Origin of the sequence: Sulfurimonas aquatica (assembly GCF_017357825.1) — a bacterium.
GTDB classification, from domain to species: Bacteria; Campylobacterota; Campylobacteria; order Campylobacterales; family Sulfurimonadaceae; genus Sulfurimonas; species Sulfurimonas aquatica.
The window spans coordinates 2,553,532-2,579,684 of sequence record NZ_CP046072.1 but is presented as its reverse complement, the minus strand read 5'-3'; the positions used below and the strand labels follow the sequence as shown (position 1 = coordinate 2,579,684).

Sequence of the window (26,153 nt, the reverse complement as noted above, 5' to 3'; positions counted from 1 at the left end):
AGAACTTTTATGAAGTTGGGTTTTTTCTCTAGTGGCGTTGTTATTATGAACGGGTGTGATGTGTTTGGCATAGTTACTCTTCATGATACTATCAGGGTAGTTCATAAGGATCTTTTTCCAAAAGCAAAAGAATTAAATATCGATACAGCAGACTATATGAAGATAGTCTTTAACCACTCACGAATTACTCAAGAAGATAAAGATTTTTTAAAAAATGGCGTTAAATGGCTCAATGAAGAAGCACTTCTACTTTTTAAAACAACATACATAAAACTCTCCGATTTAAATCGCCAAAAAGTACTTCAATCTATTGCAAAAACAGACTGGGGTGAGAGTTGGATAAGGTATATGATGCAATACATTCTTGAAGCGACACTGGGTGACCCCATCTATAGAGGAGACAAAAATGAAGCTGCTTGGAAATGGTTGGCTTATGAGGGTGGAAAACCTAGTCCAAAAAAGGTCTACCTATGAAGTATGATGTCTGTATCATTGGAAGTGGTGCGGGAGGCTCTCCTATAGCATATGAACTTTCAAACGCAGGATATAAAGTTGTAGTACTAGAAAAAGGGGAAAATTACACTGAAGAGGATTTTTCTAAAGATGAGTTGGCAGTCTCTCGTAGAGATATGTTTACTCCACCATTAAATGAGCAAAAGCACATTATCAACGAATATAGTAATTCCAGTGACTTTACAAGGTATGATGGGGCTAAAGCTGGATGGAGTTTTTGGAATGGCTCTATGGTTGGAGGCTCATCAAACCTTATGAGTGGCTACTTTCATAGAATGAAACCTAGAGACTTTAAACTCCTCTCCTCTTATGGGAAGATACAAGGGGCAAACATTGTTGATTGGGCTATCAGTTATGAGGATCTAGAACCTTACTATACTAAAGTAGAAGAGGTCATAGGGGTAAGTGGCAGAGTTGTAAAACACAAACATCAAGAGCCGCGTTCAACTGAGGATTTTCCACAAAAAGAACTCGCTACCAATGGTGCTACAAAATGGTTTGATAAGGCTTGTGACGTATTGGGCTTTGAGAGCATTCCCACTCCTCGTGCAGTACTATCAGGTGACTCTCTTAAACGCCATGGATGCTACTACTCAAACTTTTGTGGAAGTTATGGGTGTGCGAGCGGGGCAAAAGGGAGTGCAAGAGCGGCACTTCTTCAAAAGTGTGATGTGAAGATTATAACAGATGCTTTTGTTTATAAGTTAAAAAGTACACAAGAGAGAGTGACTAAGGCATACTATTATACTCAGCATGGGTTTTCTCATGCTGTTAAAGCAAAGATATTTATTCTTAGTGCTCAAGCGATAGAGAGCTCGCGTTTACTACTAAATTCAAAAAATCAATTTTTTCCTAATGGTTTAGCAAATTCGAGTGGTGAAGTTGGTAAAAACCTTATTTTCTCAGCAGGAGGAAGTGGAAGTGGTAGGTTTAATTTTGAGAACTTAACAAAAGAGCAGCAGTCTGAGCTAATGCAACCGGGACTCTTTTTTAACCGGTCGCTTCAAGATTGGTATGATTATAATGATGGATGTCGAATATATAAGGGTGGGACTATAGACTTTCTCTTTGAGCATCAAAACATCATCTCACGAGCAAGCAGAGAGCTGTATGACGATGAGGGAAATATCATGTGGGGAGAAAAACTTGCAGACAAGCTCCATAGTCGTCTTACCACCTCTAGAGTGCTAACCTTTGAAGTTTTTAATGATTGGTTGCCAACTGACAACTGTTTTGTAGGTGTAGATGAAAAAGAAGTTGATAAGTATGGCGTGCCAGTTGGCGTTATAAACCTCTATGGACATCCTCATGACTTAGCGGTAGGGGAGCATTTGGCTAAAAAAGCCGTTAAGGTTCTAGAAGAGATGGGGGCCGAGGAGATAGACTACTCCATCTCAGCATCTCCTCCACCGAACCTTGTAGCAGGTGGATGTAGGTTTGGTGATGATGCTAAAACATCCGTTCTAGATAGAAACTGTAAGGCACACGACTTAGAAAACCTCTATGTAAGTGACGCTTCATTTATGCCAACAGGGGGGAGCGTACCATACACATGGACCATATACGCCAACTCATTTAGAGTGGCAGATGAGATTAAAAAAGAGTTAGCGAAGCTCTCTTAAAAGGTAAGAGAGCTTTTTACTCTTGATTTTTTGCCACTCTGGGGAGTTATAAAAATATGGATTTGCCATGTCCCATGCATAGAGAGTTGTACTTTTCCTTCATAAACACCATCTTTAAGCTCTTTAGTATCTGTTTCATACTCCATCGCAGGCATTCCTGGCATAGCAGGCATAAAGGCTTTGATGGAGACTTTAGCGTTCTTAATAACTTTTGATTTTTTCGTAATATGTAATGTTAGGGTATTTGTTCCAACACTTAAGGGCTTTTGAGAGCTTAGTACTATCTTTGTCTTTTTATACTTAGCTTCTTTTGTAAACGCTGAAGCATGGATTAGAGTGACTCCCATAAATAGTATGAGTAAGATTTTTGTTAAAGTTTTCATTTTTTCTCCTATATATTATGAAGATAGTATACTGAGCGTATGTGCAAAGAGTGTGCACTCCTTAGCATTAAGAACTCTTTTTTAAAAGATAACTATTATAGATCTCAAATAAAATAGGGATGATAACAAGGGTTAAAATAGCAGAACTTACAAGACCTCCTATCATGGGAGCAGCGATTCTCTGCATCACTTCACTTCCAACTCCGCTAATGTACATAATGGGAGCCAGACCTATTAAAATAGAAAAGAGGGTCATAAGCTTAGGACGTAAACGCTGAACGGCACCTTCATATATGGCACTGCTTAAGTGAGTTTTACCAAATGAGGTTCCATGCAGTTTTTTTGACTCAGATATACTCTCTTGAAGATAGACTATCATCACTATGGCAGTCTCAGCAGCAACTCCAAGAAGGGCTAAAAATCCAACTATGACAGCTATGCTCATAGAAAAATTTAAGTACTCAATATATATAAGTCCACCAAGAAGAGCAAAGGGAAGAGTAAAAAAGACTATTATTGTAGGTATCAAATCTTTAAGGGCTAGATAAATAAGCATAAATATAAGCATTAAAACAATAGGAATAATCCAAATAATTTTAGCCATCGCAGACTCTAAATACTCAGACTGTCCCGCCCACTCTATGTGATACCCACTCTCAAAGTTAATCTCATCTAGAAGCTCTTTTGCTTGGCTTTTATATGCAGTGGCACTTACTCCCTCTTTTGGCGTTATATATATGTAGGTAACGGGCGACGCCATTTCACTCTTTATAATTGAAGCGCTCTCTTGGTAAGAGAGATTCGCTAACGTGTCAAAGGGAACAAAGCCAAGTTTTGTTTTAATCTGAATATTTTTGAGAGACTCAATCGATCTTCTCTGCTCATCTTCTAAACGCAGACTAATGGGATAACGCTCTAGTCCTTTGTAAAGGGTGGAAACTCTCATCCCTCCTATGGCTAAAGAAGTCTGCTCTAGTAGAGTATTTTTGCTCATTCCATACCTTTGAAGTTTCTTCTCATCTATATCTATGTTGAGATAGTAGCCCGCACTCGCTTGGTCTCCAAAGACGGATAGCGTTTTATCAAATGCTCGAAGCTTCTTTTCTATGAGTTTGCCATAGTGTTGCAGACCTTTTGAAGATGGTCCATAGAGTTTAATCCCCAAAGGAGTTCTAATACCACTTAAAAGCATATCTATACGACCACGAATTGGATAGGTCCATGAGTTTATAAGGCCTGGAACCTGCAGTGCATCTTCCATCTCTTGTTGAAGGCTTGCATATGTAACGCCATCTCTCCACTGAGACTTATCTTTAAAGGTAATTATGCTCTCTATCATGCCTAGTGGAGCGGGGTCTGTTGCAGTTGAAGCACGACCAGCTTTTCCAAAGACATTTTTTACTTCGGGAAATGACTTTATGATAGCGTCTGTTTTTTGCGTTAAGGCCTTACTCTGGTCTACTGAAATCCCATAAGGAGTAACAGGCATATACATAAATGTCTGCTCGTTAAGCATAGGCATAAACTCCCACTTAAGGCCCTTATAAAGAGGATATGTATAACCTAGAGATAAAAGAGTAAGTATGAGTAGAAGATATTTTAGTTTTAAACCATAAGTGATTATTGGATGGTATACCCATATAAAAAATCTATTGATTGGGTTTTTACTCTCTTTGGCGATTTTCCCCTTTATGAAAAAAACCATAAGTACAGGTACGAGAGTTATGCTTAAGAGTGCTCCTGCAGACATGGTAAATGTTTTTGTATAGGCTAGGGGAGTAAAAAGTAGGCCCTCTTGGCCACTGAGCGCAAAGATAGGTAAAAATGAGACGACTATAAGCGCAAGCGCGAAGAAGATTGGACGACCGACAACTTGAGAAGATTTGAGGATGATTTGAACTCTCTCTTTCTCATTTGGAACCCTTGCGTTATGTTCTTCAAACTTGTTAAGCGCCTTATGGGAGTTTTCTATCATCACTATGCTTGCGTCTACCATGGCGCCAATGGCAATAGCGATGCCACCTAAGCTCATAATATTTGAGCTAATACCAAAGAGTTTCATAAGCGTAAACGTAGCCCCAATAGTAAGTGGTAAGATAAGAAGAACGATAAGCGATGAACGCAGGTGCATTAAAAATAGAGCAATGATGAGTACGACTATGATACTCTCTTCAACCAACGTACTTGTGAGAGTGTCTACGGCTTTGTCAATAAGCCCGGAGCGATCATAAACGACTGTAATGTCTACATCGTCAACCTTGAGCGATTTCATCTTCTCATTTACTCGTTTTATCGCTGAGTAAACGTCTTCACCATAACGAACCATTACTATGCCACCAACTACTTCACCTTGACCATTTAAGTCAGCCATGCCACGACGAGCGGAAGGAACTATCTCAACCCTTGCTATGTCTCCTATGGTGAGTGGCGTTTCTCTTTTTGATGGAATAACTAGGGAGCGGATGTCGTTAAGGTTTTTGAGATATCCTTTGGCTTGAATCATCCACTCATACCCATTTTCTATAACTATCCTGCCTCCGGTGTCATTATTGTTTTTTTTGATGACATTAGCGACATCTTGTATGCTTAAATCATAACGGATGAGGTTGTCGTTGTTTATACTTACCTGATAGTTAGGGACAAATCCACCAATGCTAGCAACCTCGCTAACGCCATCAACGCTTAGCAACGCATACTTGTAGTAGTAATCTTGTAGCGTTCTTAGCTCGGCTAAGTTTTTTGTTTTAGAGCTCAGAGCATACTCATAAATCCATCCAACGCCACTTGCGTCTGGCCCTAGCGTCACTTCCATAGAACTAGGAAGCTGTGAAGAGATAGAGGAGAGTTGCTCTAAGACGCGAGTTCTCGCCCAGTATAAATCGGTCGAGTCTTTAAATATGATGTAGATAAGACCATTTTCATAGCTAGAGTAACCACGAACACTCTTTATATTTGAGATAGATAAAAATTGAGATACTAGAGGATAAGTCCCTTGTTCTTCTATGATTTTTGGAGATTGACCTCTCCACTTGAGGTGAACTATGACCTGAGGAGGAGAGAGGTCTGGCAGGGCATCAAGTGGAGTGTTCTTTATACTCCAAAAAGAGGCTATAACTAAAAATAGAGAAGATATAAGGATAAGAAACTTGTTGTGTATGCTAAACGCTATGAGTTTTTCTATCATCATATGCTCCTAGTAAAGCCCATTTATTTGAGCATCGCTATCCATCATAAAGAGGGCATTATTTACAACTTCATCACCCTCTGTAAGTCCATCTACTATTATGTACGTTTCGTTATTTAAAGCTTTGACGTGAACCTCTTTAGGCTCATATTCACCTTCATACTCTCCACTTATAAAAACATAGTGGGTTGCGTTTTTACGAATAACCGCAGTTGATGGAAGGGTAAGATATGTCTGTTTTTTGTCTTTTATGATTATAGTGGCATACATACCTGGAAACAGCTGGTGCTCTTTGTTGTTTAAGACTAAACGCATAGTCACGCTTGCCTCTTTTGGATCTAGGTTTGGATATAAAAACATTTTATTTGTTGTGTATAGCTTATTTGTACTTTTAAAAGCCACTTCAAAAGAGTTGGCGTTTTTTATCCAAGAGATATCTTCTTCAAATATCTTCGCTTCAAGCCAAACTTTATCTAGATTTACTATCTCATAAAGCATTGATTTTGCATTAAACGCAGAGCCATTGGTGATATTTTTTATAAATATATAACCACTCACTGGAGAGTAGATAGTAGTGTTTTGAGAAACCGTTTTACTTTTTAGTAGCGACTTTATCTCCTTGTTACTGATACCTAGAAGTTGAAGCTTTAACTTAGCACTCTCTAACATTCCTTTGTTGTCTCTTCCTTTGGTGTAGTTGTAACTATTTATGTACTCCTCTTTAGCCTTGTAGACTTCGGGAGAGTAGAGAGTGACGAGAGGTTCTCCTTTTTTTACATACTGATAGATTTTATTTGCATGTACTTTTATAACAAACCCACTATAACGCGGAGTGACATGATAGACTCTCTCATCATCAGGCTTTACATAAGCATATGCCTTTTTCGTATGACTTGTCTGAATGCTTTTTGCTTTTATGGTTTGTACGTTAAAGAGTTGCTCTACGGTAGACTCTTTAGCGGTAAGTAGAATGGGTAAGAGTAGTAAAAATAATTTTATAAGTTTCATTGTAGCGCTCCTCCTAGAGCAGATATTTCAGCTTTTGCTCGGTTATAGTTACTTATGGCGTTTATACTTTTTTGCTCTAATTTAAGTTTGCTAAATAGAATGTCCACGTATTTAAAAAGATCGGAGCCAGTAGAGATGGAAGTGTGTGTTAGCTCAAACATATGTTCTACTTGTGGGAGTGAATCATCTTGTATGATGTGATAGATATCATATGATGAGAGCATTTGTAAGTAGTAGATATTTAGCTCTGTGTTTATAGTGTTAGTAACATCTTCGCTTAAAGAAGAGATACGGAGCGACTCTTGGCGTTCTTTTTCCTCTTTTAAATCTTCTCTAGAGTAGATGGGAAGAGAGAGACCTATGCCAATGTTGAGAAAGTCATCAAAGTTTTCTCTATGCGAGTAGCCTGCCATAAGATTAATATCTGGGTAGTTCTCAATGGAAGCAACTTCTATTTTTGCATTTTGTTTGAGTCTCTCTTTGGCTTTTATAGCTATCTTTGTATTGTTCTTTAGTGAGTCTTGAAGTCTAGGAAACTCAGGTTTGTCTCCCATAAGAAGTTTTACCTCTAAGTCGGAGATATCAGATGAGCAAAGATATGAGAGCCTTGCATAGGAGGATTTGATTTTAGTATTGATTATATTTATCCCAATCTTTAAATCTGAAAGTGATAGTTTAGCTTTCATGATTCCCATATGTTGGTTATCGCTTATGCTGGTATAAGACTCATAGAGTTCAATGTTTTGCTCTGTTAGGTTTATATACTCTTTTATTATCTGTTTTAACTCTTGGAGTTCCCAAAGAGTGTAAGCTTCAAGTTTAACTTCCTTGACTAACGCCACTTTGGCATCTCGCATCTCTTCATAGATAAGCTCCTGTTCTGCCATGCTTACTCTTTCTCTTAAGTGGCGTTTAGACGTAAGGGGAAGTTTTTGAGAGAGAGTTAGAGTGGTTTGACTCATTGCTTGTGAGCTATCTAGAGTGTTTTTAGTAAGCTGTAGTTGAGGGTTTGAAAATTTTGTAGATAGTTTTATATTTTGTCTATTTATCTCGATTTTTTTATTTATTGATTCTAGGGAGGGGTTGTTTTTTAAGGCTAAGTTTATAGCATCATCTAAACTGATAGTTTTAGCGTTTAGAGTAAAACAGAGTAGAAAGAAAAGAAAAAATTTCATGATTTGTATCCTTTATATTAAAGAATAGTATCAATTTTTTGTGTACTAGCTGTGCAAGCGCGCTATATCCGCACTATGGAGTCTGATAAACGATGACTCTATTTTTTCCACTGTTTTTTGCACTATAGAGTGCACTGTCGGCATTGCCAACTAACATTTCAGCATCATAGCCCTCTGCATATTCACATACGCCAATGCTACATGTTAAATCTCTACCTATTTTAAAGTTAAATGCGTGTACGGCTTCTCTGATTTTCTCAGCAAGTACAATGGCGTTTGTGGATGATGTTTCAGGACAGAGAATTATAAACTCCTCACCACCCCATCTACCACAGTAGTCAGTATCACGAATAGTTGTGGAGATTATTTTAGCAATATTTTTTATTACATGATCTCCAGTATTATGACCAAAAGTATCATTTATACTTTTAAAGTTGTCTATATCTATCATAAGTAAAGAGAGTTGCACATTGTGTCTTTTAGCGCGTTTTAACTCTTTTGAGAGGTATCTTTCTATTGCTTGACGATTATTTATTTTTGTTAGGTGGTCAGTGTTACTTAGTTTGAGAAGCGATCTATGTTTAATATTTAGCCTACTCTCATACTCATTAATGACATGGATATGGCGTTTAAGTATGATGCGAATGATATATAAGGCTATAAAAACCATAATCAGAGCAGAGATTATAGATAAGTTTCTAGTCGTATTTTTTAGATTCATATAGAGTGTCATATCCTTTGTAAAAAGAATCTGACCAATATTGTCGTTAGTTGCACTTTTGAGATCGGTAACTTTAAAAGTTATACTATTGTTGCAGGATTTTTCTCTTTCATTTTCACTTTGTGAGTCAATAGCGTAATACCCATCTGAATAGGAGCTATATGCAACTCCTTCATAGCCTTTATAAATGATAGTAAAGAGCTTTTTTTCTATAAGAAGGATAGGGTGAAAGTCATACTTCTTGCCAAAAACATCAAGTATATAGTTTATATTTATACCAAATTCCAAGACACCTAAAAACTCGTTTTTTTTGTTTATGATAGGCAGAGCTACTCTAGAGTATATACCATAACGACCTACCTCTATGCCTATCTGTTTTTTATGTGTACTATTTACTTTATTAATCATATGTCGAATAGAACTAAGATCATCTCCAAATTTTTCTGGTTTATGGAGTCTTAAAAAACTTACTGTATCTTTTGTGTGAAAATGCATTACTTGCAGAAATGGATTCTCTTTATTGAGGTTTTTATAAATTGGTAGTGTAATATCTAAAAGGGCTTTTCTATCACTATTTTTAAGTGCTTGGAGTACATTGTTATCGAGCAAAATATTTTCAGCGATGGACTCATATTTTTTAATAAAATCATTAAAGGTGTTTTCATATATCTTAGAGGCAATTTTTTTTTCTTCTTTTTCTATAGTCTCAAAAGCATACTTATTATGTAGATAACCCATATATAAGAATAGCAAAACAATAATGGTGATAATGCCGATAAGCACATACATAAGTCTACGAACTTTATCGATGATTTCAGAGTTTTTAATAGTTGTACTCAATTAATACCTTAAAATATGATTTATTGTTTAGCCCATAAGATATTATAGCAAAAAGAGTACAATTATAATAAATTTGTATATAATAAATTTTATATTTAAGAAAACTATAAATTAAGAAAAACAAAAATAATAGGAAATTAAGTGCTAAAAAATAAAAATTTATCTGGCGATCTCTTTGGTGGTATGACAGCGGCCATAGTTGCTCTTCCTCTTGCTCTAGCATTTGGAGTTCAATCTGGTATGGGAGCAATAGCGGGGCTTTATGGAGCGATAGCTCTGGGCTTTTTTGCTTCTCTTTTTGGAGGAACACACACTCAGATATCTGGTCCAACAGGCCCCATGACAGTAGTATCATCAGCAATAATCGCTGGAGAAATCGCAATTTATGGTTCCATAGAAGCAGCTATTGGAACCATAGTGGCAACATTTGTTTTAGCAGGTCTATTTATGGTGCTGATGGGGATATCTCGCATTGGTCAGTATATAAGATATATGCCATACCCTGTAATCTCTGGTTTTATGAGTGGTATAGGTATAATTATTATACTTATGCAGATTTTTCCAGTTTTTGGAATGAAATCACCAGGGAGTATAATAGATATATTCTCCAATCTTGGCACAATAGAAAATAGTCTAAATATAAATGCAATGATACTCGCGTTTGCGACTATAGCAATAATATATACATTTCCAAAAGTAACTAAAGCTGTACCATCTACATTAGTTGCACTCTTGAGCCTATCTATAATCTCTTCTATGATGGCTCTAAACGTACCAATAATAGGAGACATCCCTAAGGGCCTTCCTGATATTCACTTAGATACTTTGATAGGTATGGATTGGCATCATCCAATGGTTATGATTATTCCCGCTCTTACCTTAGCTTCCCTTGGAGCAATTGATTCACTTTTAACCTCCGTTGTAGCAGATAACATGACAAAAACGCAACATGACTCAAACAAAGAACTCATCGGTCAGGGTATTGGGAATATGGTTGCAGGTATCATTGGTGGGCTTCCAGGTGCAGGGGCCACTATGCGTACGGTTGTAAATATTCATGCTGGGGGAAGGGGGAGATTGTCTGGAGTTGTACACTCCTTAGTACTTCTTATAGTGCTTTTTGGCGTTGGTGACTATGCTAAACTTATTCCACTTCCTGTATTAGCAGGGATTTTAATTACTGTAGGTATTGGTATCATTGATTATAAGGGCATAAAACATCTCTTTCGTATACCTCGTTCTGATGCAGTGGTTATGATTATTGTTGTGGTGATAACTGTTTTTGTAGACTTACTTCAAGCAGTTGCCATGGGGCTAGTTATGGCTTCTCTTTTGTTTATGAAGCAGATGGGAGACATATCAGAATCTAAAGCCGTAAGTTCGACGCTGTTGGATGATTTTCATCATCGTGACCTTGAAGATGATGAAAAAGCTATCCCTGATGATATTAAAAATCAAGTATACATTCAACATTTCGATGGCCCTATATTTTTTGGATTTACGGCACACTTTAAAAAGATGATGAAAGAGCTACCTAGTGTTAGTATAGTTATTTTTAGAATGCATAATGTTCCATCTATTGACCAGTCCGGAATGTATGCAATAGAAGATGCCATCTTAGAGTTACATAAAAAGAATATCACTGTGGTGTTGAGTGAGATTCAAAAGCAACCAAAAGATATGCTCAAAAATATTGAGCTGATTCCGGAACTAGTAGCTCAAGAAAACATATTTTTAACTTTTAGAGAAGCAGTAGAAGGCTTAAACTCTTGTCAGTTAAATTATCATGAAAATATTAATACAAAACAGAAGAAAAATATATATTGGCGTTATTAGTATTTTGCGAACTATTCTTTATAGAAACCTCTTATAACAAATATAATTTTTATTTTTAAGCTAGATTTATATAAAATATACAAATTAAAGAAAATTATGCTTAATATAGAGAAAACCTCCATGCATCTTCTAAGACTTTTTTCATCGCTAATTATTTAAACACAAGAGGAAACTATATTATGAGTAAAAAATATAAAATATTTATGAGCCACTCATGGACAGATGGAGATATCTATGATGGGCTTGAAGAGATTATTAAAAATGAGGGTATAGAGTTTCAAAAGTACTCTATTGCTGAAGAGGACCCTGTTCATGTCAATGGAACAGAAAAAGAGCTAGCAAGTGCAATAGAGAAAAAAATAAAAGAGTCGAGTTGTCTGGTGATAATGGCTGGTAAATACTTTACTTATAGCAAATGGATAAATAAAGAGATAGAGCTGGCTAAAGTATATAAAAAACCTATTATAGCTATACGCCCTTGGACTTCATCTCAAACATCAACTATAGTGCAAGATAATTCCGATGAAATTATTCATTGGCAAGCAGGGTTAATAGCTAATACAATCCGTAAATGGGGATAAACTGCCAAAAGTGTCTCCTTTAAGTATAACTCCTATACAATGTATACAAGACTAGATAGTTAGTAAATTTCTACTAAAGGAGAAATGATGGCAAAAGGCAAAGATAGTCAAAAATCAGTTAAAAAAGCACCTACAAAAAGTTTAAAAGAGAAGCGTAATGACAAAAAGCTTAAAAAAGATCAAGGTTAGAAATAGATAGTTATCTATTTCGCTTACCTTTTATTCTAATTATTAATTGGGTTTTTCTCTCCCCAATATACTCCATCTCAAACAAATCTAAGGCTTTGATTAGGTCGGCCATTTTTTTAAATCCGTAGTTAACTTGAGAAAAAGAAGAGTTTTTTCTTATATACATAGACATATCTTTAACATCTGCCCATCCTTGTTCATCTGATGTTCTTTCAACACCTTGTTTAAGTATATTGATAAGCTTATAGTCCTTACGGATGTCATAGTTGTTCCCAACATATTTTGTTACAGCTTCAGTTACGGCATGTTGATTATTATTTATAACTCTATTTTCAACTTCATCTTCATCTTCATCCTCTAAAATACTTAATTTCTCAACATATATAAATTGTGAACATGCGTTTACAAACGCCATAGGAGTTTTTGACTCTCCATAGCCATATACCGTTAGTCCATCGGAGAGTATTCTTGTAACTATAGGAGTAAAGTCACTATCGCTGGTTATCAAAACAACGGCTTCAAGCTCTTTAGTGTAGAGAATGTCCATGATATCTATTATCATAGCGATATCAGTAGCATTTTTACCTTTTGTATATGCAAATTGCTGAATGGGTTTAATGTTGTAGTCTTGCAAAATATTTTCCCAGCCGTGAAGTTTTTTATCTTTCCAGTCCCCATAGGCTCTTCTGATATTGACAGTTCCATATTGCGACAAATCATCAAATATACTTTCTATGTATTTTGCACTTACGTTATCGCAATCTATAAACATTGCTATGTTACTTTGTTGTTTTTTCATTTTATTTCCAATTTACCTCAGTTACTAAAACTGTATTTTCATCATTGATTAAACTAAGTTCTGCATCACTTATATTTGATTGTAGCGACATAGATCGATCACATAACTCTTCTATGTCACCCTCTATGTTTAGATAGATTAGACTAAGATTATCAAACCTGTTTAAAAGTTTTTTATTTTGCTTAAACCATGCCTCAGCCATTCCCTCTTGATATAAATATATTATGACTTTTTTTGAGCGACCACAAGCCTTTTTTATTCTCTTCTCATCAGGTTGCCCTAGGTCTATCCAAAGTTCGATATCTCCACTTAAATTTTTTTGCCAAATATCAGGTTCGTCGTCTTGAGATATTCCCTTACAAAAAACTAACTCTTCGTTGGCGTTAAAGATAAAAGCTAATAATCGAACCATTAATCTTAAGTCATTTTCTGATGGATGTTTGGCCAGTGTAAGACTGTGCTCCGCATAATAGTGAGTATCCATATTTGCTATGTTTATATTAGCCTTATATATTGTTGCATTTGCTGCCATACACTCTCTTTTTGTATAAATTTTAAAAAGTATAGCAGATAATATTATTTAGAACATTTATAAATGTAAGCTATTGAAAAAATTGATTATTACAGTAAAATAAAATATGAATAAAACTAAAGCAAAAATCTATTTATTTACAGATGGAAGCGTCAGTCCTCAGAGTAAAATAGGATTTGGCGCTTATTTACTTTTAGATACTCTAGAAGTCCTGCCTAACGAACTACAAAAAAAGATAAAAGTTAAAAGGTTTAAGGATAGCTCTTCAACAAAACTAGAGCTAGAGACACTCTTATGGGCACTAAATGAGGAGAGTCTAATAAACTATAAAATAGAAGTATATACAGATTGTCAAAATATAATAGGCCTTAAAGATAGAAGAGAAAGGCTTGAAAAAAATGAGTATATGACGAGTAAAGATAAAGTGATAAAAAATCATGAACTATATAAAGATTTTTTTAAAAGGTTAGATATTTTAGATTGTGAATTTATTAAGGTGAAAGGGCATAAAAAGTCATCTACCAAAAATAAGATAGATGAAATTTTTACTCTAGTTGACAGAACCACAAGAAAGGCTCTAAGAGAGAGTGTTTTATAGTTATGACATCCTAACTTCTAAGCAAATAGGTCACTTAACTCAGGGTGTTTTTCTTGGTACTTTACAATATATGAACATTGTGCAACTGCTTTTTTATTATTCTTTTTTAATTCGGCTAAAACATCTTCAAGAAGTATTTTCGCAAGACCTTTACCTGCAAGTTCATCAGGGACTATGGTATGTGTAAGATGCATATTCCCATCTTTATCTTCATCGTAAGTGATGTAAGCTATATATTTATCAATGTGGTACTCATATTTAGATTCTGCTTCATTATGAACTAGTGTATGTGACATGTTGTATCCTTTTTATTTTTGGTATTTTATCATCTTTTTTATAGACTACAAAGGATTGGGTAATGAGAGTAGTCAAAATGGTTTATTGGTTATATTGTTCTTTTTCTTGCGGGACTTATTCTTTTTCTTCATCTCTTTAGTATCTGCTAGTTGTCGTGCAGCAGCAGGAACTCTAAAAAGTGAGGGAGCCTTACTGAACAACCATCTAAAAGTTTGTAGGAAAAGTTCTCCAAAAATAAGGACGCCCATTATTACCATAACAGATTCTAAGAATTTATCTCCATCATTTAAATATTTGATTACTAAAAATATACTTATAATAATTGCACCTGCATATAATAGCTTTCTGAGATAATTATCAAATATTAAATTGACATATTCTTTATATTCTTCTGGAGTCATTAGTGTTCCTTTGTATTTAATTTATGAAAAAAGGACGGCCATAAATAGAGATGAGATTATACCTACCACTATGCCTACATATAGGTAAATTAGTTTGTTTACTTTACAGTCTTTTTTTAACTTTTCATACTTAACATGAAGAAAAAAATGTTCTAAGTTATTGCTGTCTTTAGCCATCTCTTCTTCTAATATAGCCTCGAGAGCATATGTCTCAGCATCCATATAAGCAGCTCTCATTTTACTTTGTTTCTTCTCTTCATCTGATCTTTGGTCCAGTATATTTTTACTCATTTACAGTAATCCTTTTTTATCTTCTGTAGCTATTTGTGATAATATTATTTTGACAAAAATTCCAAGTCAAAACTGTAACGAATATATGAGCATTATATTGCTGGCACATATTAAAATAAATTTTAGTTGTTTTAAAAGTGTTTGAAGTTCTTGTTTTAGGGAGCTTGTTGTATGTTTAGAAGTGGTGGACCCTCAGAGATTCGAATTCAATTTAAAAGTATATCTTAGGATGCTTTAAATGTACCTATTATAGAGGTTTATCCCTATTTTATGGGATTTAAAAAGATATCATTTGTTCAATTTATGCCCCTTGATCTGCATAATAAATAGCTAAAACAGAACTAATCCATAGCTAAGAGCGTATAAACGAGCGTACAACTTTTAAACTTAAAGAGATAGAACCTAGAATCAATAATGGGCTTAGGATATTTATAGCTTAACAATAAAGTTTCCTGTAACTTTAGAAATATATTTTTTAACGATATTATCAGGAGTATCTACTGCACTGTATTCTTTACCTAAGAGTTTTTTAATATCCCTAATACTCTCTTTGAAAAATTCACCATGTGTTTGATCTTCTAAAGGCATTAAATATCTTACCGAGTTTAATAGGTCAGATATGAAGTTCACTCTGTTTTTAACATTTTCTATGTATTTCAGAATAAAATCTTCATTTTTCTTCACGAAGTCATTATCATCTAAAAATGCCATATCTTTAAATGCTCTCTTTAGCTTCATTGCACTACTTTTAAATTCATTGAAATAGAACTCTGTTGAGATATTATTTTCATCAAAGAACTCACGAAAAGAAAGTTCATTTAGGCTGTCAAATTGAAATACATCCTCAATTGCCATAGCCATATCCTGTTCATATTTATCTTGATACATTGTGACATTAACCAAATCATAAAAGGGTGCTACTTCCAATCCCTCTTTGCTTACAAAAAATGATATATTTTTACCATGAGCATCGCTATTACCTAAAATAATATTTAAAATACTCCATTTAATTACTTGCTCTTTAAAAAGTGCTGGAACGATTGCTTTGTTCGCTAATGAAAAAAGTTTCGAAAATGAGACCCCTTCTCGATAATTAGGCATATTAATACCTAGATTTCTCTCATACTTGTATGAAATTGGAAAACCAAGCGCTTGAACGCTATCTATGATGTGCTTTCTCTCTATTAGTTCATCATTAATTATTTCTCTATCAAATCTTGTTACAAATAAAACACACTCATTCGCTAGCTCTGCACAAGCAACTTCGGCAACGTTGTAGCCCATCGCTAACGCCAACTTCATAGAGATAAATTCATTGGTAACTACATTTTCTCCAACTCTATTGAATTTTAATATATGGGTTGAACAGATATCCCCTTCTCCAAATCCAAACTTTTCCGTAAGTATTGTCAAAGGAAGTTTTGTTTGAACTCCGGCTACGCTTAGTCTAGGCTTACCATTCCAAATATGGATTGGATTACTCTCTCTAGTGGTGACTTTTACTTCTAACTCGTCCACTGTGATTTCTTCGAAAGTGGTATTGGGTTCAAATACTTTACTATCAGTGAAAGTCAATGCACCCGTTGTTTCTAATCCTATCTGTTTTAAAATGGAAAATTTTTCACTTTTAGATATTTGAAAATAAACGCTAAGTTCTTCCAATCCATTTCCCTCAGGAAGAAGATTCTCTATAAATCTTCCAACAGCTTCGTTACTAGGATTATTAAAACCTATAGAGGGACTAATCTCAAAACCATCATTTTTCCAATCTTCATCATACTCAAGAGAATAGCTTTTGTTTAGGGCTTCATACGAGATAGTTCCTACTAAAGATTTGTTGCAGTGTATATAGAGTAAATTCACCTTTATTCTCCTAGAGTCATCTTTAAACCAAGCATATTTATAATTGTCATAAGGGTTAAGGTATTTATATTTCCACCGTTTTCTACAGTTCTAAGTGTTTTATCACTTATTCCACATAGTTGAGCTGTTTTTTTGATTGACAATTTTGATTTAGTACGTTTATACTTAATCATTTCTCCAAGAGTCATTAAATCTTTGATTGTTTCGCTTTGGGGTTTTTTTGAAGGAACTACTTGTTTTCCTATTTTTTTCCCAACTACGCTGCTCACATGTTTATTTAGGTTGAGAGCTTTACCTAATTTGGTTTGTATTGAATTCTGCTCAGTGCTTTTGATGGCTTTCTTTTCATTCATAATTTTCATTTTCCATTTTTAGTGCTTTTATTAAAAAGTAATATAGTACTATTTTAGCGAAATAATCTGAAAATAATACTAAAAAAGTATTATATTACCATTTTAAGCAATATAGTTCTAGAAAGATTCTATAAAAGTATTATATAACCCCTTTGAGCAAAAGAATATCTTACCTAATATCTGTCCAATTTTAATCTTAAAGCACTAAACTATAGTATACACCTCTACCTTTTCCATGACTTAACATTACACCTTTTGAGACTAAATCAGAAAGATCTCTACTAGCAGTTAGTCTTGTTGTTTTTGTTACACTCATATACTTTTGTACTCGCATACCACCCTCAAACTCTTGGGGCAAATATGATAGCATCTTGAGAATCACTTTCTTTTGCCTCTCGTTGAGTTTAGTCTCTCTTTGTCTGTCCCAGAACTTTGCTTTAACCCCAACAGCCTCTATCGCTATAAGTGTAGAGTCAATAGACTCCTCTAGAAGTTTTATAAACCATCGCATCCATAATGATATATCTTGGTCAGTCGCAATACAAACCTTATCAAGCACCTCATAGTATTCTTTTCTCTTTTGGTAGATAATAGTTGAGATAGAGTAAAATTTAGGATTGGCAAAGGATGACTCTGCAAGAACATAATCAGTAATGGCTCTTGCTATCCTTCCATTACCATCATCAAAAGGGTGTATGAGTACGAAGTACAGATGGGCTATGGTAGCTTTATAGATGCTACCTAACTCACTATCACTATTGAGCCAAAGAAGAAATCCATCCATTAGTTCTTCTATCTTAGAAGATGGTGGTGCTACATAGTGAACCTTTTCTCTGTTCCAAGCACCTGAAACAATTTGCATATCTTCATTATCTGTTCTAAAGTGCCCAACATTGATATCTCGTAGCCCTGAACTTCCTGTTGGAAAAAGGGCTTTGTGCCACTGCAGTATTCTTGGTTTATCGAGTGGCTCTTTATTTGTTTTTGCATCAATTAATATCTCTATGAGTGCATCTGATTCTCTTGTGTAGCTATAGTCATCTTCAAGTCCAAGCTTGAGAATTTTATTGATAGAAGATCGTACAGAAGAACGTTGGAGTGTTTCACCCTCAATAGCTGAAGTAGAAAGTGCTTCATTTAATAGTTGCTCTAATTGCAGTTGATTGGTATCATCTTCATTCATAAACTTTTTAACCATATCTAACTGACCAAATTTGTAATTTAGTGTATCTAAGCTGATATTTTCATAGGCAAAGTTAGGAAAGTTACTATCTTCCCAAATCCACTTTTTTGCTTGATGATATGTTTTCATAAGATAATTGTATCATTTTTTGATTCATTTATGTACTTTCATTGTATCATTGATGGCTATTTGAATTGGCGATTGTAGTACTGTTTAATACAAGTGAAAGTGTGAACCATAGAAAGCTTAAGTCATATAATATTATTGTTTTGTTTTTGAAAAATTTTGATTAAGTGCTGTAAAATAGGGGTTTTGAAGTGGTGGACCCTCAGAGATTCGAATTCTATCCATATGTATTTGCAAAGTTCCTTAAAGTCATGTAAAACCTCTTCAAGTTACCTACTAATAGGCTCTGTAGAGAATATATCATTATAGCAAGTTATGGAGAGTTTTACCATGTTTTACATATAGTGGTTACCAATAGGTTACCAATCCATTGCTTATCTATTCTGTAACAAAGAAAATAATTGCTTATTAATGAAGTAAACATCCCGACCAACTTTTGTACTTTCTAATATACCAATATCTTCAATAGCTCTAAGATATGAAGTAGCAGTTTTTCTTGTTACTCCAAGTTCATCTACTAAAAAACTTATTTTTGTATAAGGGTGTTTAAAGATAAGCTCAAGTAAATCTTTACTGTATATCTTTGGCAGTTTGCTTTTAAGAGATAATTTGACTTCAGTCATAGTTACATTGATATTTGCAATTAGCTTTACACTTTCTTTTGAAGTTTGCTCTATACCATCAAGCATGTAGAGGATCCACTCTTCCCAAGAATTTTCAGTTCTTACTTCTGTTAATAGTCTATAGTAGTCATTTTTGTTGCTAATGATATAAGAGCTTAGATAAAGTATAGGTAGCTCTAGTAAACCATTTAGCATGAGATAGAGAATGTTGATAATTCTACCTGTTCTTCCATTTCCATCATAAAATGGATGTATAGATTCAAATTGATAATGAATAATTGCCATTTTAACAAGAGTATCATAATCATCCATATCCGGATCATTAATATATTGTTCTAGGTTATCCATTAGATTTTGAATATCTTGATGGTTTTGAGGAGGTGTGTATATCACTTCTCCAGTTTTTTCGTTTTTCAGCATTGTACCAGCTTGTGTTCTTATCCCTGCATTATTCTTTTCCAGGACTTGCTGGATCTCTATAATATGCTTCTTAAGAAGTAGTTTATGTTCTTGTACTAAACTAAAGCCTCTATAAAGAGCTTCTCTGTAATTCTGTACCTCTTTAGCTTGATGAGATATGTTAGATGTACTTATATCAGCACGATATAGTTCATCATGTGTAGTTACAATGTTTTCAACTTCAGAACTATCTTTAGCCTCTTGAAGAGATAGAGCATTGATTAAGATACTTTGATTAGGGATAGACTTCACTGCACCTTTTAGTTCTGCAAGGGCAATGTTGGCACTGACAATCTTTTTTAATACTTTTTTACTTTCTATCTCTTGTTTTAAAGGAAGAAAAGGATGTGTGTACTCATTATTCATTTTTACACCTATTTTTACTATATGAGTAATTTATAAGATATTTTACCTAAATTAATACTATATGGGTAATAAGTTGTATTTTTTACACATAATATATGTTTCTTGATATATTCATGGAGCACAAACATGAAAAATTATATAATATAAACTTACTATATTTTGAGGGCGCTATGAGTAGAATTAAAAGTAAAAAATATACAGGTGTTTATCTTAATGAACTTGCTGATGGAGATATGAGCTATTCTATTACATATAAAGATGAAGACAATAAAACAAAGCGTTTTACGGTAGGTAAAAAATCAGCTGGTATCACAGAGACTTATGCTTATAACAAGCGAAATGAATTTATCAATCAAATCAATCTTGGAGAAGAACCTCCTGCTGTTACTAAGAAGAAGAAAAAGAATATCATTACCCTTGATGCTGTTGCAGAGATGAGTTATACAATCAAAGCATTACATAATAAAAGTAATCAAACATCTAAAAGAAAATATGAAATGCATGTATCTCCAACATTGGGTCAAAAAGATATTACAAGAATAACTACAGAAGAAATACAAAAGCTACAATCTATACATGCTAAAAAGTTTGCACCTAAAATGGTCAATACTATTATTGGAGAGTTGGGAACAGTTTATACATATGCTCTTGAAAATAATATTCACAATGAAAATCCAGTAAGAAAAGTTAAACCATTGAAATTTGACAATAAGAGACTGAGATATTTAGATCAAGAAGAGATTAATGAATTGCTTGAATATACAAAAGATAATGAACAAGTTTATCTTTGTATTTTATTGGCTCTAAATATAGGTGCTAGGATTGGAGCACTTGTACAAATTACACCGAGAGATATAAACTTAAAGACTAAAACTATAGATACTATTGATGAAAAGAATGATGAAAGATACACAACCTTTATATGTAACGAAGAGTTAGAGAGGTTACTTGAAATCCGGTGTGCTAATAGGAAAAAAGATACACCTATTTTACAAGAGAACGGTGCAAAGTTATATGACCAGATGAAAGATAAAGTTGGAGTAGTATTGCATAAGATGTTTAACAAAGAAGTGACTGATCCTAAGTACAAAGTTGTTCCTCATACACTACGTCATACTTTTGCTTCACATCTCGCAATCAATGGAACACCTATCTACACCATAAAAAAGTTGATGAACCACAAAGATATAAATATGACTTTACGATATGCAAAACTTGCCCCTGATACTGGTAGAGATGCTGTAGAGGGACTTTATAATTAAAGTATTACAACAAACTAAAATACTAGGTAGTAGTTTTACAAGGAGCAGTAAACATGGATGATAAAGAGTTAATACTACAAATAATTGATGATGAAATAAGTGCAATTAAACATGATGTTGAGTTAATTGAGCTTCAATACCATGATGGTTATATCGCATTTAAAGATAGTAAATATAAAAATAGGTGTATTTATGAATTAATGGAAGAGGGAGAAGCTGATCGTACACTCTCCATTCTCAGACGGATAAACAAGAGGCTATCTGAATATGAATCTTTCAAAACAGCATCATTTATGGACGAACTAATTTATTTTTTTTCAATGTTTGACATTCTAGACAAACCAAGTTTTATTAAGATATTGCTAGATGCAAAATATAAAATTAAAATATTTCAAGGGTTTACGATTAGTGAGAGTGATTACAATAGAGATACTGCAACTATCAAAAAAAATTACGAAGAGATAAAAAAATACTCTTTTATCGAAACAACTCTAATTATACCTGATAATAAATCTACGATAGTCGAGAATATGCTAATGGATTTAGACTACTTACCTTATAACCCTAGAGATAAAAATACTCTTGATATTGGGAAGGTTATTGCTACAACTTTTTTTGGTTATAAAAGAACCCCACAGTATGAAAAAATTTTAAAAAAGATATATTCAAAAAAAGAACTTAAGGATACATCAGAACCAATTGCTATAAAATGTGTACATGCACCAAAAATGTTACCTCCGCAAAATTGCGGTAAAGACTTCTAGAAAAGGTTTCACTCAACCACTATAATTTTGTCATCTTATCCAAAGAAGGCGAAATTTATGGAAACAAATTCAAACTTATCTACAACAGTATCTCAACTACTTATTAACCTAGAAGCGGAAGCTTTATATAGCGAATTAAAAGCTGAAGGTTATCCTCTACTTATATCTAAAAAACAATATGCAACAATTTCTGGCTGTTCTCTTTCTACAGTCGACAATCAAATTAAACTCGGTTATGGTCTTCCTAATTATAAAAAAATGGGTGATGCTAAGAATGCAAAAGTCATGTTTAGTTTGATTAGTGTAGCTAATTTCTTTGCTTCAAAAACTATACAAACAGCATGACAAAGAGTTAGGTTTTGTCCTTTCTCTAGCTGCTTAAAGTGCTTGCTGAAGCATTTTGAGCAGGTAAAGATATCTTTACCTGAGTTCTTTAAATAATTACTGTTAAAGCTATAGGAAATGCACCTGAAATAGTGCATAAAATCGAAAGTAGGGCTGGTTCATATGAACCTAATCAATTAAAACACAAGGAAAATAAGATGAAAGAAATTACTTTAAAATACCAGGCAATTCTAGTGCCTACAGAAGCTGAACAACAAGATGTATCGGCAATTTATTCAGACGATAGTGTGGATCCAACACCGTTCGCTACATTCATAGAATATGCAGAAGATAGCCATGATGAATACATAAATCCCACTGAAAGACTTAATGAGATTAAACGTATGAGAGATTTAACTCCAGCTATTGATTATGAAATGGATAGTTTACTGAAAACTTTAAATGGTAATGTATTTCAAATTAATCAGGTGCTAGCTGATAGTTATGAAAGCTATAGTGAGATAGAAAAGTCTGCTTTTGACATTATCAATAGGCTAGAGAATGAGCTTGAAACAAGAAGGTTTCTTCCACTAGCGATTGAATCGGCAACTACTTCAATGGATTACTGTAGATGTTTAATGCTTGCAAATGATCTTTTTGATGAACAGGAAGTTGTATATCAACTTTACAAAAACTCCATAAAACTTCTTACACATAATGTCGGCACTGTTAACGAGTGTCTAAATATATATATTGAAAAAACAAACTTCAGTGAAATTCAAAAACTTGAACTTAAAATTCGACTACAAAATAAAGTGAAATCACTTAAATAAGAGAAAAAAGAATGCTTAATATAAATGCACCACCAATATTAATACAAGAAGCATTAAAAGTAACCGTAGGGATAGATTCTGTGCATGTCATAATTGATATGAATAGATTCGACTTAAAAAGGCTTTGCAAGGATAAAAGTTATGTATGTAAGACTAAAGATTGTTTAATATATCAGTGTAAATGGCTCCTCTTCTTGGCGGACGGAGAGTCAATTACAGCTACATATCATTTCAGATCCAGAACTATGAAGTTTGAGATAGGAAAACTATTGAATTATAGCACAAACCTACATCGGTATGAGTTGCTTCAAGAGCTTTTTTCATATTTTTCTGATAGAAAAATTTCTATTGGAAGAATTGATATTGCAGTTGATATTAACAAAAAACGGGATGATTTGATAGTTAAAAATTTATCAAAGACTATATCTAATAATCAACGGCAAAAATCAACTACTTACAATAACGCTAGAGGGCATGTCTTTACCGCTTATGATAAATCTGCTCAACTAAAGATATTTTCGACAGACTTAACTAGATTGGAGTTACGACTTAGCTCTCAGCTAACATCTTGGAAAGTTACAGACCTGATTGAGAATAGAAATAGTTTTGAGAAGGTAATAAAAAAAACAGACGAATACTTTAGAGATAAGATTGAAGTTTATTCTAATGATGGACTTACAAAATACACATTGAATATTGATGTAGACTCTGTACTTACTGATTTCGTAGCATTTGCTCATGGAGATACTTATAAGTATAAAGACTACTTTCGTATTAAGGAAGCATTAGAAAAAAGAGACAGATTTTTGAGCTGGATGAAGGCAAATAAGCTAAAACCAATGAAGGTTAATCGTTTTGTGAAGGGTAGAAGAGCAGCTATTTGTAAGGAACTATCATTAGATAGTAAGACCTTTAACAAGGCTGTTGATTTCTACAAGGCAATTCCCAATTTTAAGTTTTAGAAATAGAGAGAATCATACGTGTAGCAGGGAGATTGAAGAGATATTTAAAATATCTATTGTTCCTTACTATATAAGAGACAAGAAAAGTAATTACATAAAAGGAAAATACTATGAAAAACGAATCAAGAATAAATTTAGACATAACATTAGATCGAGTGGAGTTAACACTATCAGGATACTCTAGAAATCCATTCTATATACCTTCCAAAGAACGCTATGGCGTGTACCATCTTGGAGAAAACCGTTTTGTAACGTGTGATAACTCTTTATCTAAGGAAGAGATATGCAATATTATACGAAGTGAAATGAAGCAGAACTCTCCAGAGCAATTTGCACAATTGAAAAATTCCGTTCCTAATGTAAGGAGTAATCTGGTTGATGTATATTTCTTCATTAATGTAGATTTTGGTCGTGAGCATTACCTAGTAGAATCACTAGAAGCCACTGAAGCACAGAGAATAAGTTATTGGACTGCATGGGGTGTACTTGACGATGGCACAATTTTAAACCCAGAACATACTAAAGTTCTATATAGTGAATACCTAGCTAGTAAGTGTGCTTCAGTAGCACTTCTTAGTGTATAAAGAGAAGGTCTCAAATGATTTTTTCTCTACAAGTGTGCACTGATGACAATAATAAATGCTTACCATTAGGGCAAGCGTTTATTAATCCTTTAGCCGAGACCTCAAAATACCCATTAAGTTTAAAACCGAGAATTACAACTTTAGTGGAAAAACCTAAACCTAGGGAAATAAAAATTAAGCCACAAAAAGAAGGGTGTGCATACACGGGAGACCGACTATTTCATGAAGCATCCTTTAGGTGCTGTCCCTATTGTGATGGAAAGAACTGTAAAAGGAATGGTCGTGACAAAAAAGGCAGAATCAGACGAAAATGTAAGTGTGGAAAAAGCTTTACTGTTAATTGGAAGGTTTGGAATCTAACTAAATTGTTTTCTGAGTTTTTTGAAGATGGCTTTATTGATCATGGACGAGAAGTAAGTATTCAGTATAAAAATCGTATCTTAAAAATGATACAAAATAATAAGAAGGTACATGAATACATCGATAGTTCTATTATTGAGACCGACACAGATAAATCATATTCAGATAATGAAAAAGATAGATACACTTTTATTCAAGCTTGTATACAAGCAGATAGAATAGATTCAGATGAAGCTAGTAAAGTTAAAGATTCATGGCACTTTCTTCTTAATAAATATGATGGGGATGTAACTTATATACTAGCAGGCTACTGTTATAGATTAATTCGGAAATACAACATGCATTTATCTAGTCGACAGAATCTAGAAAAACCTCTTTTGCATTGTGACAAGTGTGGAATGAGTGATCTTAGTACACATGGTTTTAACAATGATGTAAGGCGACGTATTAAGTGTAATTACTGCAAAAAGACATCTGTTATTAGGGTTTCACATCTTATCTCTCAATCTGAGTTCATTCATCTATGTAATATCTATTTACAAGGTCACACAAGAGATCAGAATCTTATAGAATTACTTACACAAAGACTACTCCATAATTTTATTATTCTATCAAAGTCAAAAATGTTTGATAAACTAATGCTTAGACAGCCTGTTATTACTTACAGTCTTAAAGAAGAAATGTTCAAAGCTTTTATTGGGATGGAGATTATTCGTGTTCAAAAAAGGCGAGATCAGTCTTTCGTAGATAGACTAACAAGTCGTCCTTATTTGAACTCCAAAATAGACAATGAAGGTTATTTAAAAGGTTCAAAAAGCACTTTTTATTTATGGGAACCTAAGCACATTGATGAGATATTAAAAATAGAACATGCAAAAAGTGTGGAAGACTATAAGTTTAAGAATATTGAATGTGAAATGGCTGCTCATACACATGGTTCTCATTCTGAATTTTATGATTGGAAAACTAGAAGTTCTGTAATTTATAATCAACTTGCTTGATAGCAAGACTTTTATATTTAACTAGGGTTTATTAATGGAGGTTGTGAATAACTAATGATTTTAGCTACATTCTCAGGACCTTTCCATTGAAGAAAATCCTTCACTTGATAATACTGATAT

The 26,153-nt window shown here is 33.9% G+C and carries 26 protein-coding genes; 12 read left to right on the top strand and 14 right to left on the bottom strand.

Annotated features, from left to right (window positions below; all coding sequences use genetic code 11):
• The first annotated feature begins 9 nt into the window (after positions 1-9).
• Complete coding sequence (locus GJV85_RS12340; RefSeq protein ID WP_207561677.1) at positions 10-474, top strand: gluconate 2-dehydrogenase subunit 3 family protein; 465 nt, start codon at positions 10-12, stop codon at positions 472-474.
• Complete coding sequence (locus GJV85_RS12335) at positions 471-2,135, top strand: GMC family oxidoreductase (RefSeq protein ID WP_207561676.1); 1,665 nt, start codon at positions 471-473, stop codon at positions 2,133-2,135. The genes GJV85_RS12340 and GJV85_RS12335 overlap by 4 nt, the downstream gene beginning before the upstream one ends.
• On the opposite strand, the gene GJV85_RS12330 is transcribed toward GJV85_RS12335, so the two are convergent.
• The 5 genes from GJV85_RS12330 to GJV85_RS12310 all read right to left on the bottom strand — a co-directional run bounded on the left by GJV85_RS12330 (position 2,132) and on the right by GJV85_RS12310 (position 9,446).
• A complete protein-coding gene (locus GJV85_RS12330; RefSeq protein WP_207561675.1) occupies positions 2,132-2,518 on the bottom strand; it encodes a FixH family protein in 387 nt (128 codons plus the stop codon). The genes GJV85_RS12335 and GJV85_RS12330 overlap by 4 nt on opposite strands.
• 67 nt (positions 2,519-2,585) lie before the next feature.
• Entirely contained in the window at positions 2,586-5,702 is a 3,117-nt protein-coding gene (locus GJV85_RS12325) for an efflux RND transporter permease subunit (RefSeq protein WP_207561674.1), read from the bottom strand.
• Between the two features lie 9 nt (positions 5,703-5,711).
• Positions 5,712-6,710, bottom strand: a complete 999-nt coding sequence (locus tag GJV85_RS12320; RefSeq protein ID WP_207561673.1) for an efflux RND transporter periplasmic adaptor subunit — start codon at positions 6,708-6,710, stop codon at positions 5,712-5,714.
• Entirely contained in the window at positions 6,707-7,885 is a 1,179-nt protein-coding gene (locus GJV85_RS12315; RefSeq protein ID WP_207561672.1) for a TolC family protein, read from the bottom strand. The genes GJV85_RS12320 and GJV85_RS12315 overlap by 4 nt, the downstream gene beginning before the upstream one ends.
• A 73-nt stretch (positions 7,886-7,958) precedes the next feature.
• Complete coding sequence (locus GJV85_RS12310; protein WP_242689792.1) at positions 7,959-9,446, bottom strand: sensor domain-containing diguanylate cyclase; 1,488 nt, start codon at positions 9,444-9,446, stop codon at positions 7,959-7,961.
• A 141-nt stretch (positions 9,447-9,587) separates the two neighbouring features.
• On the opposite strand from GJV85_RS12310, the gene GJV85_RS12305 reads away from it, so the two are divergent.
• Entirely contained in the window at positions 9,588-11,282 is a 1,695-nt protein-coding gene (locus GJV85_RS12305) for a SulP family inorganic anion transporter (protein WP_207561671.1), read from the top strand.
• A 179-nt stretch (positions 11,283-11,461) separates the two neighbouring features.
• Entirely contained in the window at positions 11,462-11,863 is a 402-nt protein-coding gene (locus GJV85_RS12300; protein ID WP_207561670.1) for a TIR domain-containing protein, read from the top strand.
• Positions 11,864-12,062: 199 nt separating this feature from the next.
• Here GJV85_RS12300 and GJV85_RS12295 read toward each other — a convergent pair whose 3' ends face one another.
• Positions 12,063-12,851 (bottom strand): NYN domain-containing protein, encoded by a 789-nt coding sequence (locus GJV85_RS12295; protein ID WP_207561669.1) that lies wholly within the window; start codon positions 12,849-12,851, stop codon positions 12,063-12,065.
• A gap of 1 nt (position 12,852) precedes the next feature.
• Entirely contained in the window at positions 12,853-13,383 is a 531-nt protein-coding gene (locus GJV85_RS12290) for a YaeQ family protein (RefSeq protein ID WP_207561668.1), read from the bottom strand.
• Between the two features lie 106 nt (positions 13,384-13,489).
• Here GJV85_RS12290 and GJV85_RS12285 point away from each other — a divergent pair, with 106 nt between their 5' ends.
• Entirely contained in the window at positions 13,490-13,981 is a 492-nt protein-coding gene (locus GJV85_RS12285; protein ID WP_207561667.1) for a ribonuclease HI, read from the top strand.
• Between the two features lie 17 nt (positions 13,982-13,998).
• On the opposite strand, the gene GJV85_RS12280 is transcribed toward GJV85_RS12285, so the two are convergent.
• The 7 genes from GJV85_RS12280 to GJV85_RS12250 form a co-directional block, all read right to left on the bottom strand.
• The gene (locus GJV85_RS12280) at positions 13,999-14,277 is read right to left on the bottom strand and encodes a GNAT family N-acetyltransferase (RefSeq protein WP_207561666.1); all 279 of its coding nucleotides are present in this window, start codon (positions 14,275-14,277) and stop codon (positions 13,999-14,001) included.
• A 72-nt stretch (positions 14,278-14,349) separates the two neighbouring features.
• Positions 14,350-14,679 (bottom strand): hypothetical protein, encoded by a 330-nt coding sequence (locus GJV85_RS12275; RefSeq protein ID WP_207561665.1) that lies wholly within the window; start codon positions 14,677-14,679, stop codon positions 14,350-14,352.
• A gap of 21 nt (positions 14,680-14,700) precedes the next feature.
• Entirely contained in the window at positions 14,701-14,970 is a 270-nt protein-coding gene (locus GJV85_RS12270; protein WP_207561664.1) for a hypothetical protein, read from the bottom strand.
• Between the two features lie 429 nt (positions 14,971-15,399).
• The gene (locus GJV85_RS12265; protein ID WP_207561663.1) at positions 15,400-16,833 is read right to left on the bottom strand and encodes a HipA domain-containing protein; all 1,434 of its coding nucleotides are present in this window, start codon (positions 16,831-16,833) and stop codon (positions 15,400-15,402) included.
• Between the two features lie 2 nt (positions 16,834-16,835).
• The gene (locus GJV85_RS12260; RefSeq protein WP_207561662.1) at positions 16,836-17,186 is read right to left on the bottom strand and encodes a helix-turn-helix domain-containing protein; all 351 of its coding nucleotides are present in this window, start codon (positions 17,184-17,186) and stop codon (positions 16,836-16,838) included.
• Between the two features lie 196 nt (positions 17,187-17,382).
• On the bottom strand, positions 17,383-18,498 hold the full coding sequence (locus tag GJV85_RS12255) for a Fic family protein (protein WP_207561661.1): 1,116 nt from the start codon (positions 18,496-18,498) through the stop codon (positions 17,383-17,385).
• Between the two features lie 371 nt (positions 18,499-18,869).
• On the bottom strand, positions 18,870-19,943 hold the full coding sequence (locus GJV85_RS12250; protein WP_207561660.1) for a Fic family protein: 1,074 nt from the start codon (positions 19,941-19,943) through the stop codon (positions 18,870-18,872).
• Between the two features lie 170 nt (positions 19,944-20,113).
• Between GJV85_RS12250 and GJV85_RS12245 the strand changes: the two genes are divergently transcribed.
• From GJV85_RS12245 to GJV85_RS12215, 7 genes are all read left to right on the top strand, one after another.
• Complete coding sequence (locus tag GJV85_RS12245; RefSeq protein ID WP_207561659.1) at positions 20,114-21,205, top strand: tyrosine-type recombinase/integrase; 1,092 nt, start codon at positions 20,114-20,116, stop codon at positions 21,203-21,205.
• A 53-nt stretch (positions 21,206-21,258) separates the two neighbouring features.
• Positions 21,259-21,969, top strand: coding sequence for a hypothetical protein (locus GJV85_RS12240; RefSeq protein WP_207561658.1), 711 nt, complete (start codon positions 21,259-21,261; stop codon positions 21,967-21,969).
• 57 nt (positions 21,970-22,026) lie between these two features.
• On the top strand, positions 22,027-22,314 hold the full coding sequence (locus tag GJV85_RS12235; protein ID WP_207561657.1) for a hypothetical protein: 288 nt from the start codon (positions 22,027-22,029) through the stop codon (positions 22,312-22,314).
• 197 nt (positions 22,315-22,511) lie between these two features.
• Positions 22,512-23,126 carry a hypothetical protein gene (locus GJV85_RS12230; protein WP_207561656.1) on the top strand — a complete coding sequence of 205 codons (615 nt, stop codon included), beginning with the start codon at positions 22,512-22,514 and terminating at the stop codon, positions 23,124-23,126.
• A gap of 269 nt (positions 23,127-23,395) precedes the next feature.
• Positions 23,396-24,088, top strand: a complete 693-nt coding sequence (locus tag GJV85_RS12225) for a hypothetical protein (protein ID WP_207561655.1) — start codon at positions 23,396-23,398, stop codon at positions 24,086-24,088.
• A gap of 110 nt (positions 24,089-24,198) precedes the next feature.
• Positions 24,199-24,672: a hypothetical protein gene (locus GJV85_RS12220; RefSeq protein ID WP_207561654.1), complete on the top strand. Its 474-nt coding sequence runs from the start codon at positions 24,199-24,201 to the stop codon at positions 24,670-24,672.
• A gap of 365 nt (positions 24,673-25,037) precedes the next feature.
• Complete coding sequence (locus GJV85_RS12215) at positions 25,038-26,033, top strand: hypothetical protein (protein ID WP_207561653.1); 996 nt, start codon at positions 25,038-25,040, stop codon at positions 26,031-26,033.
• Positions 26,034-26,153 lie beyond the last annotated feature (120 nt).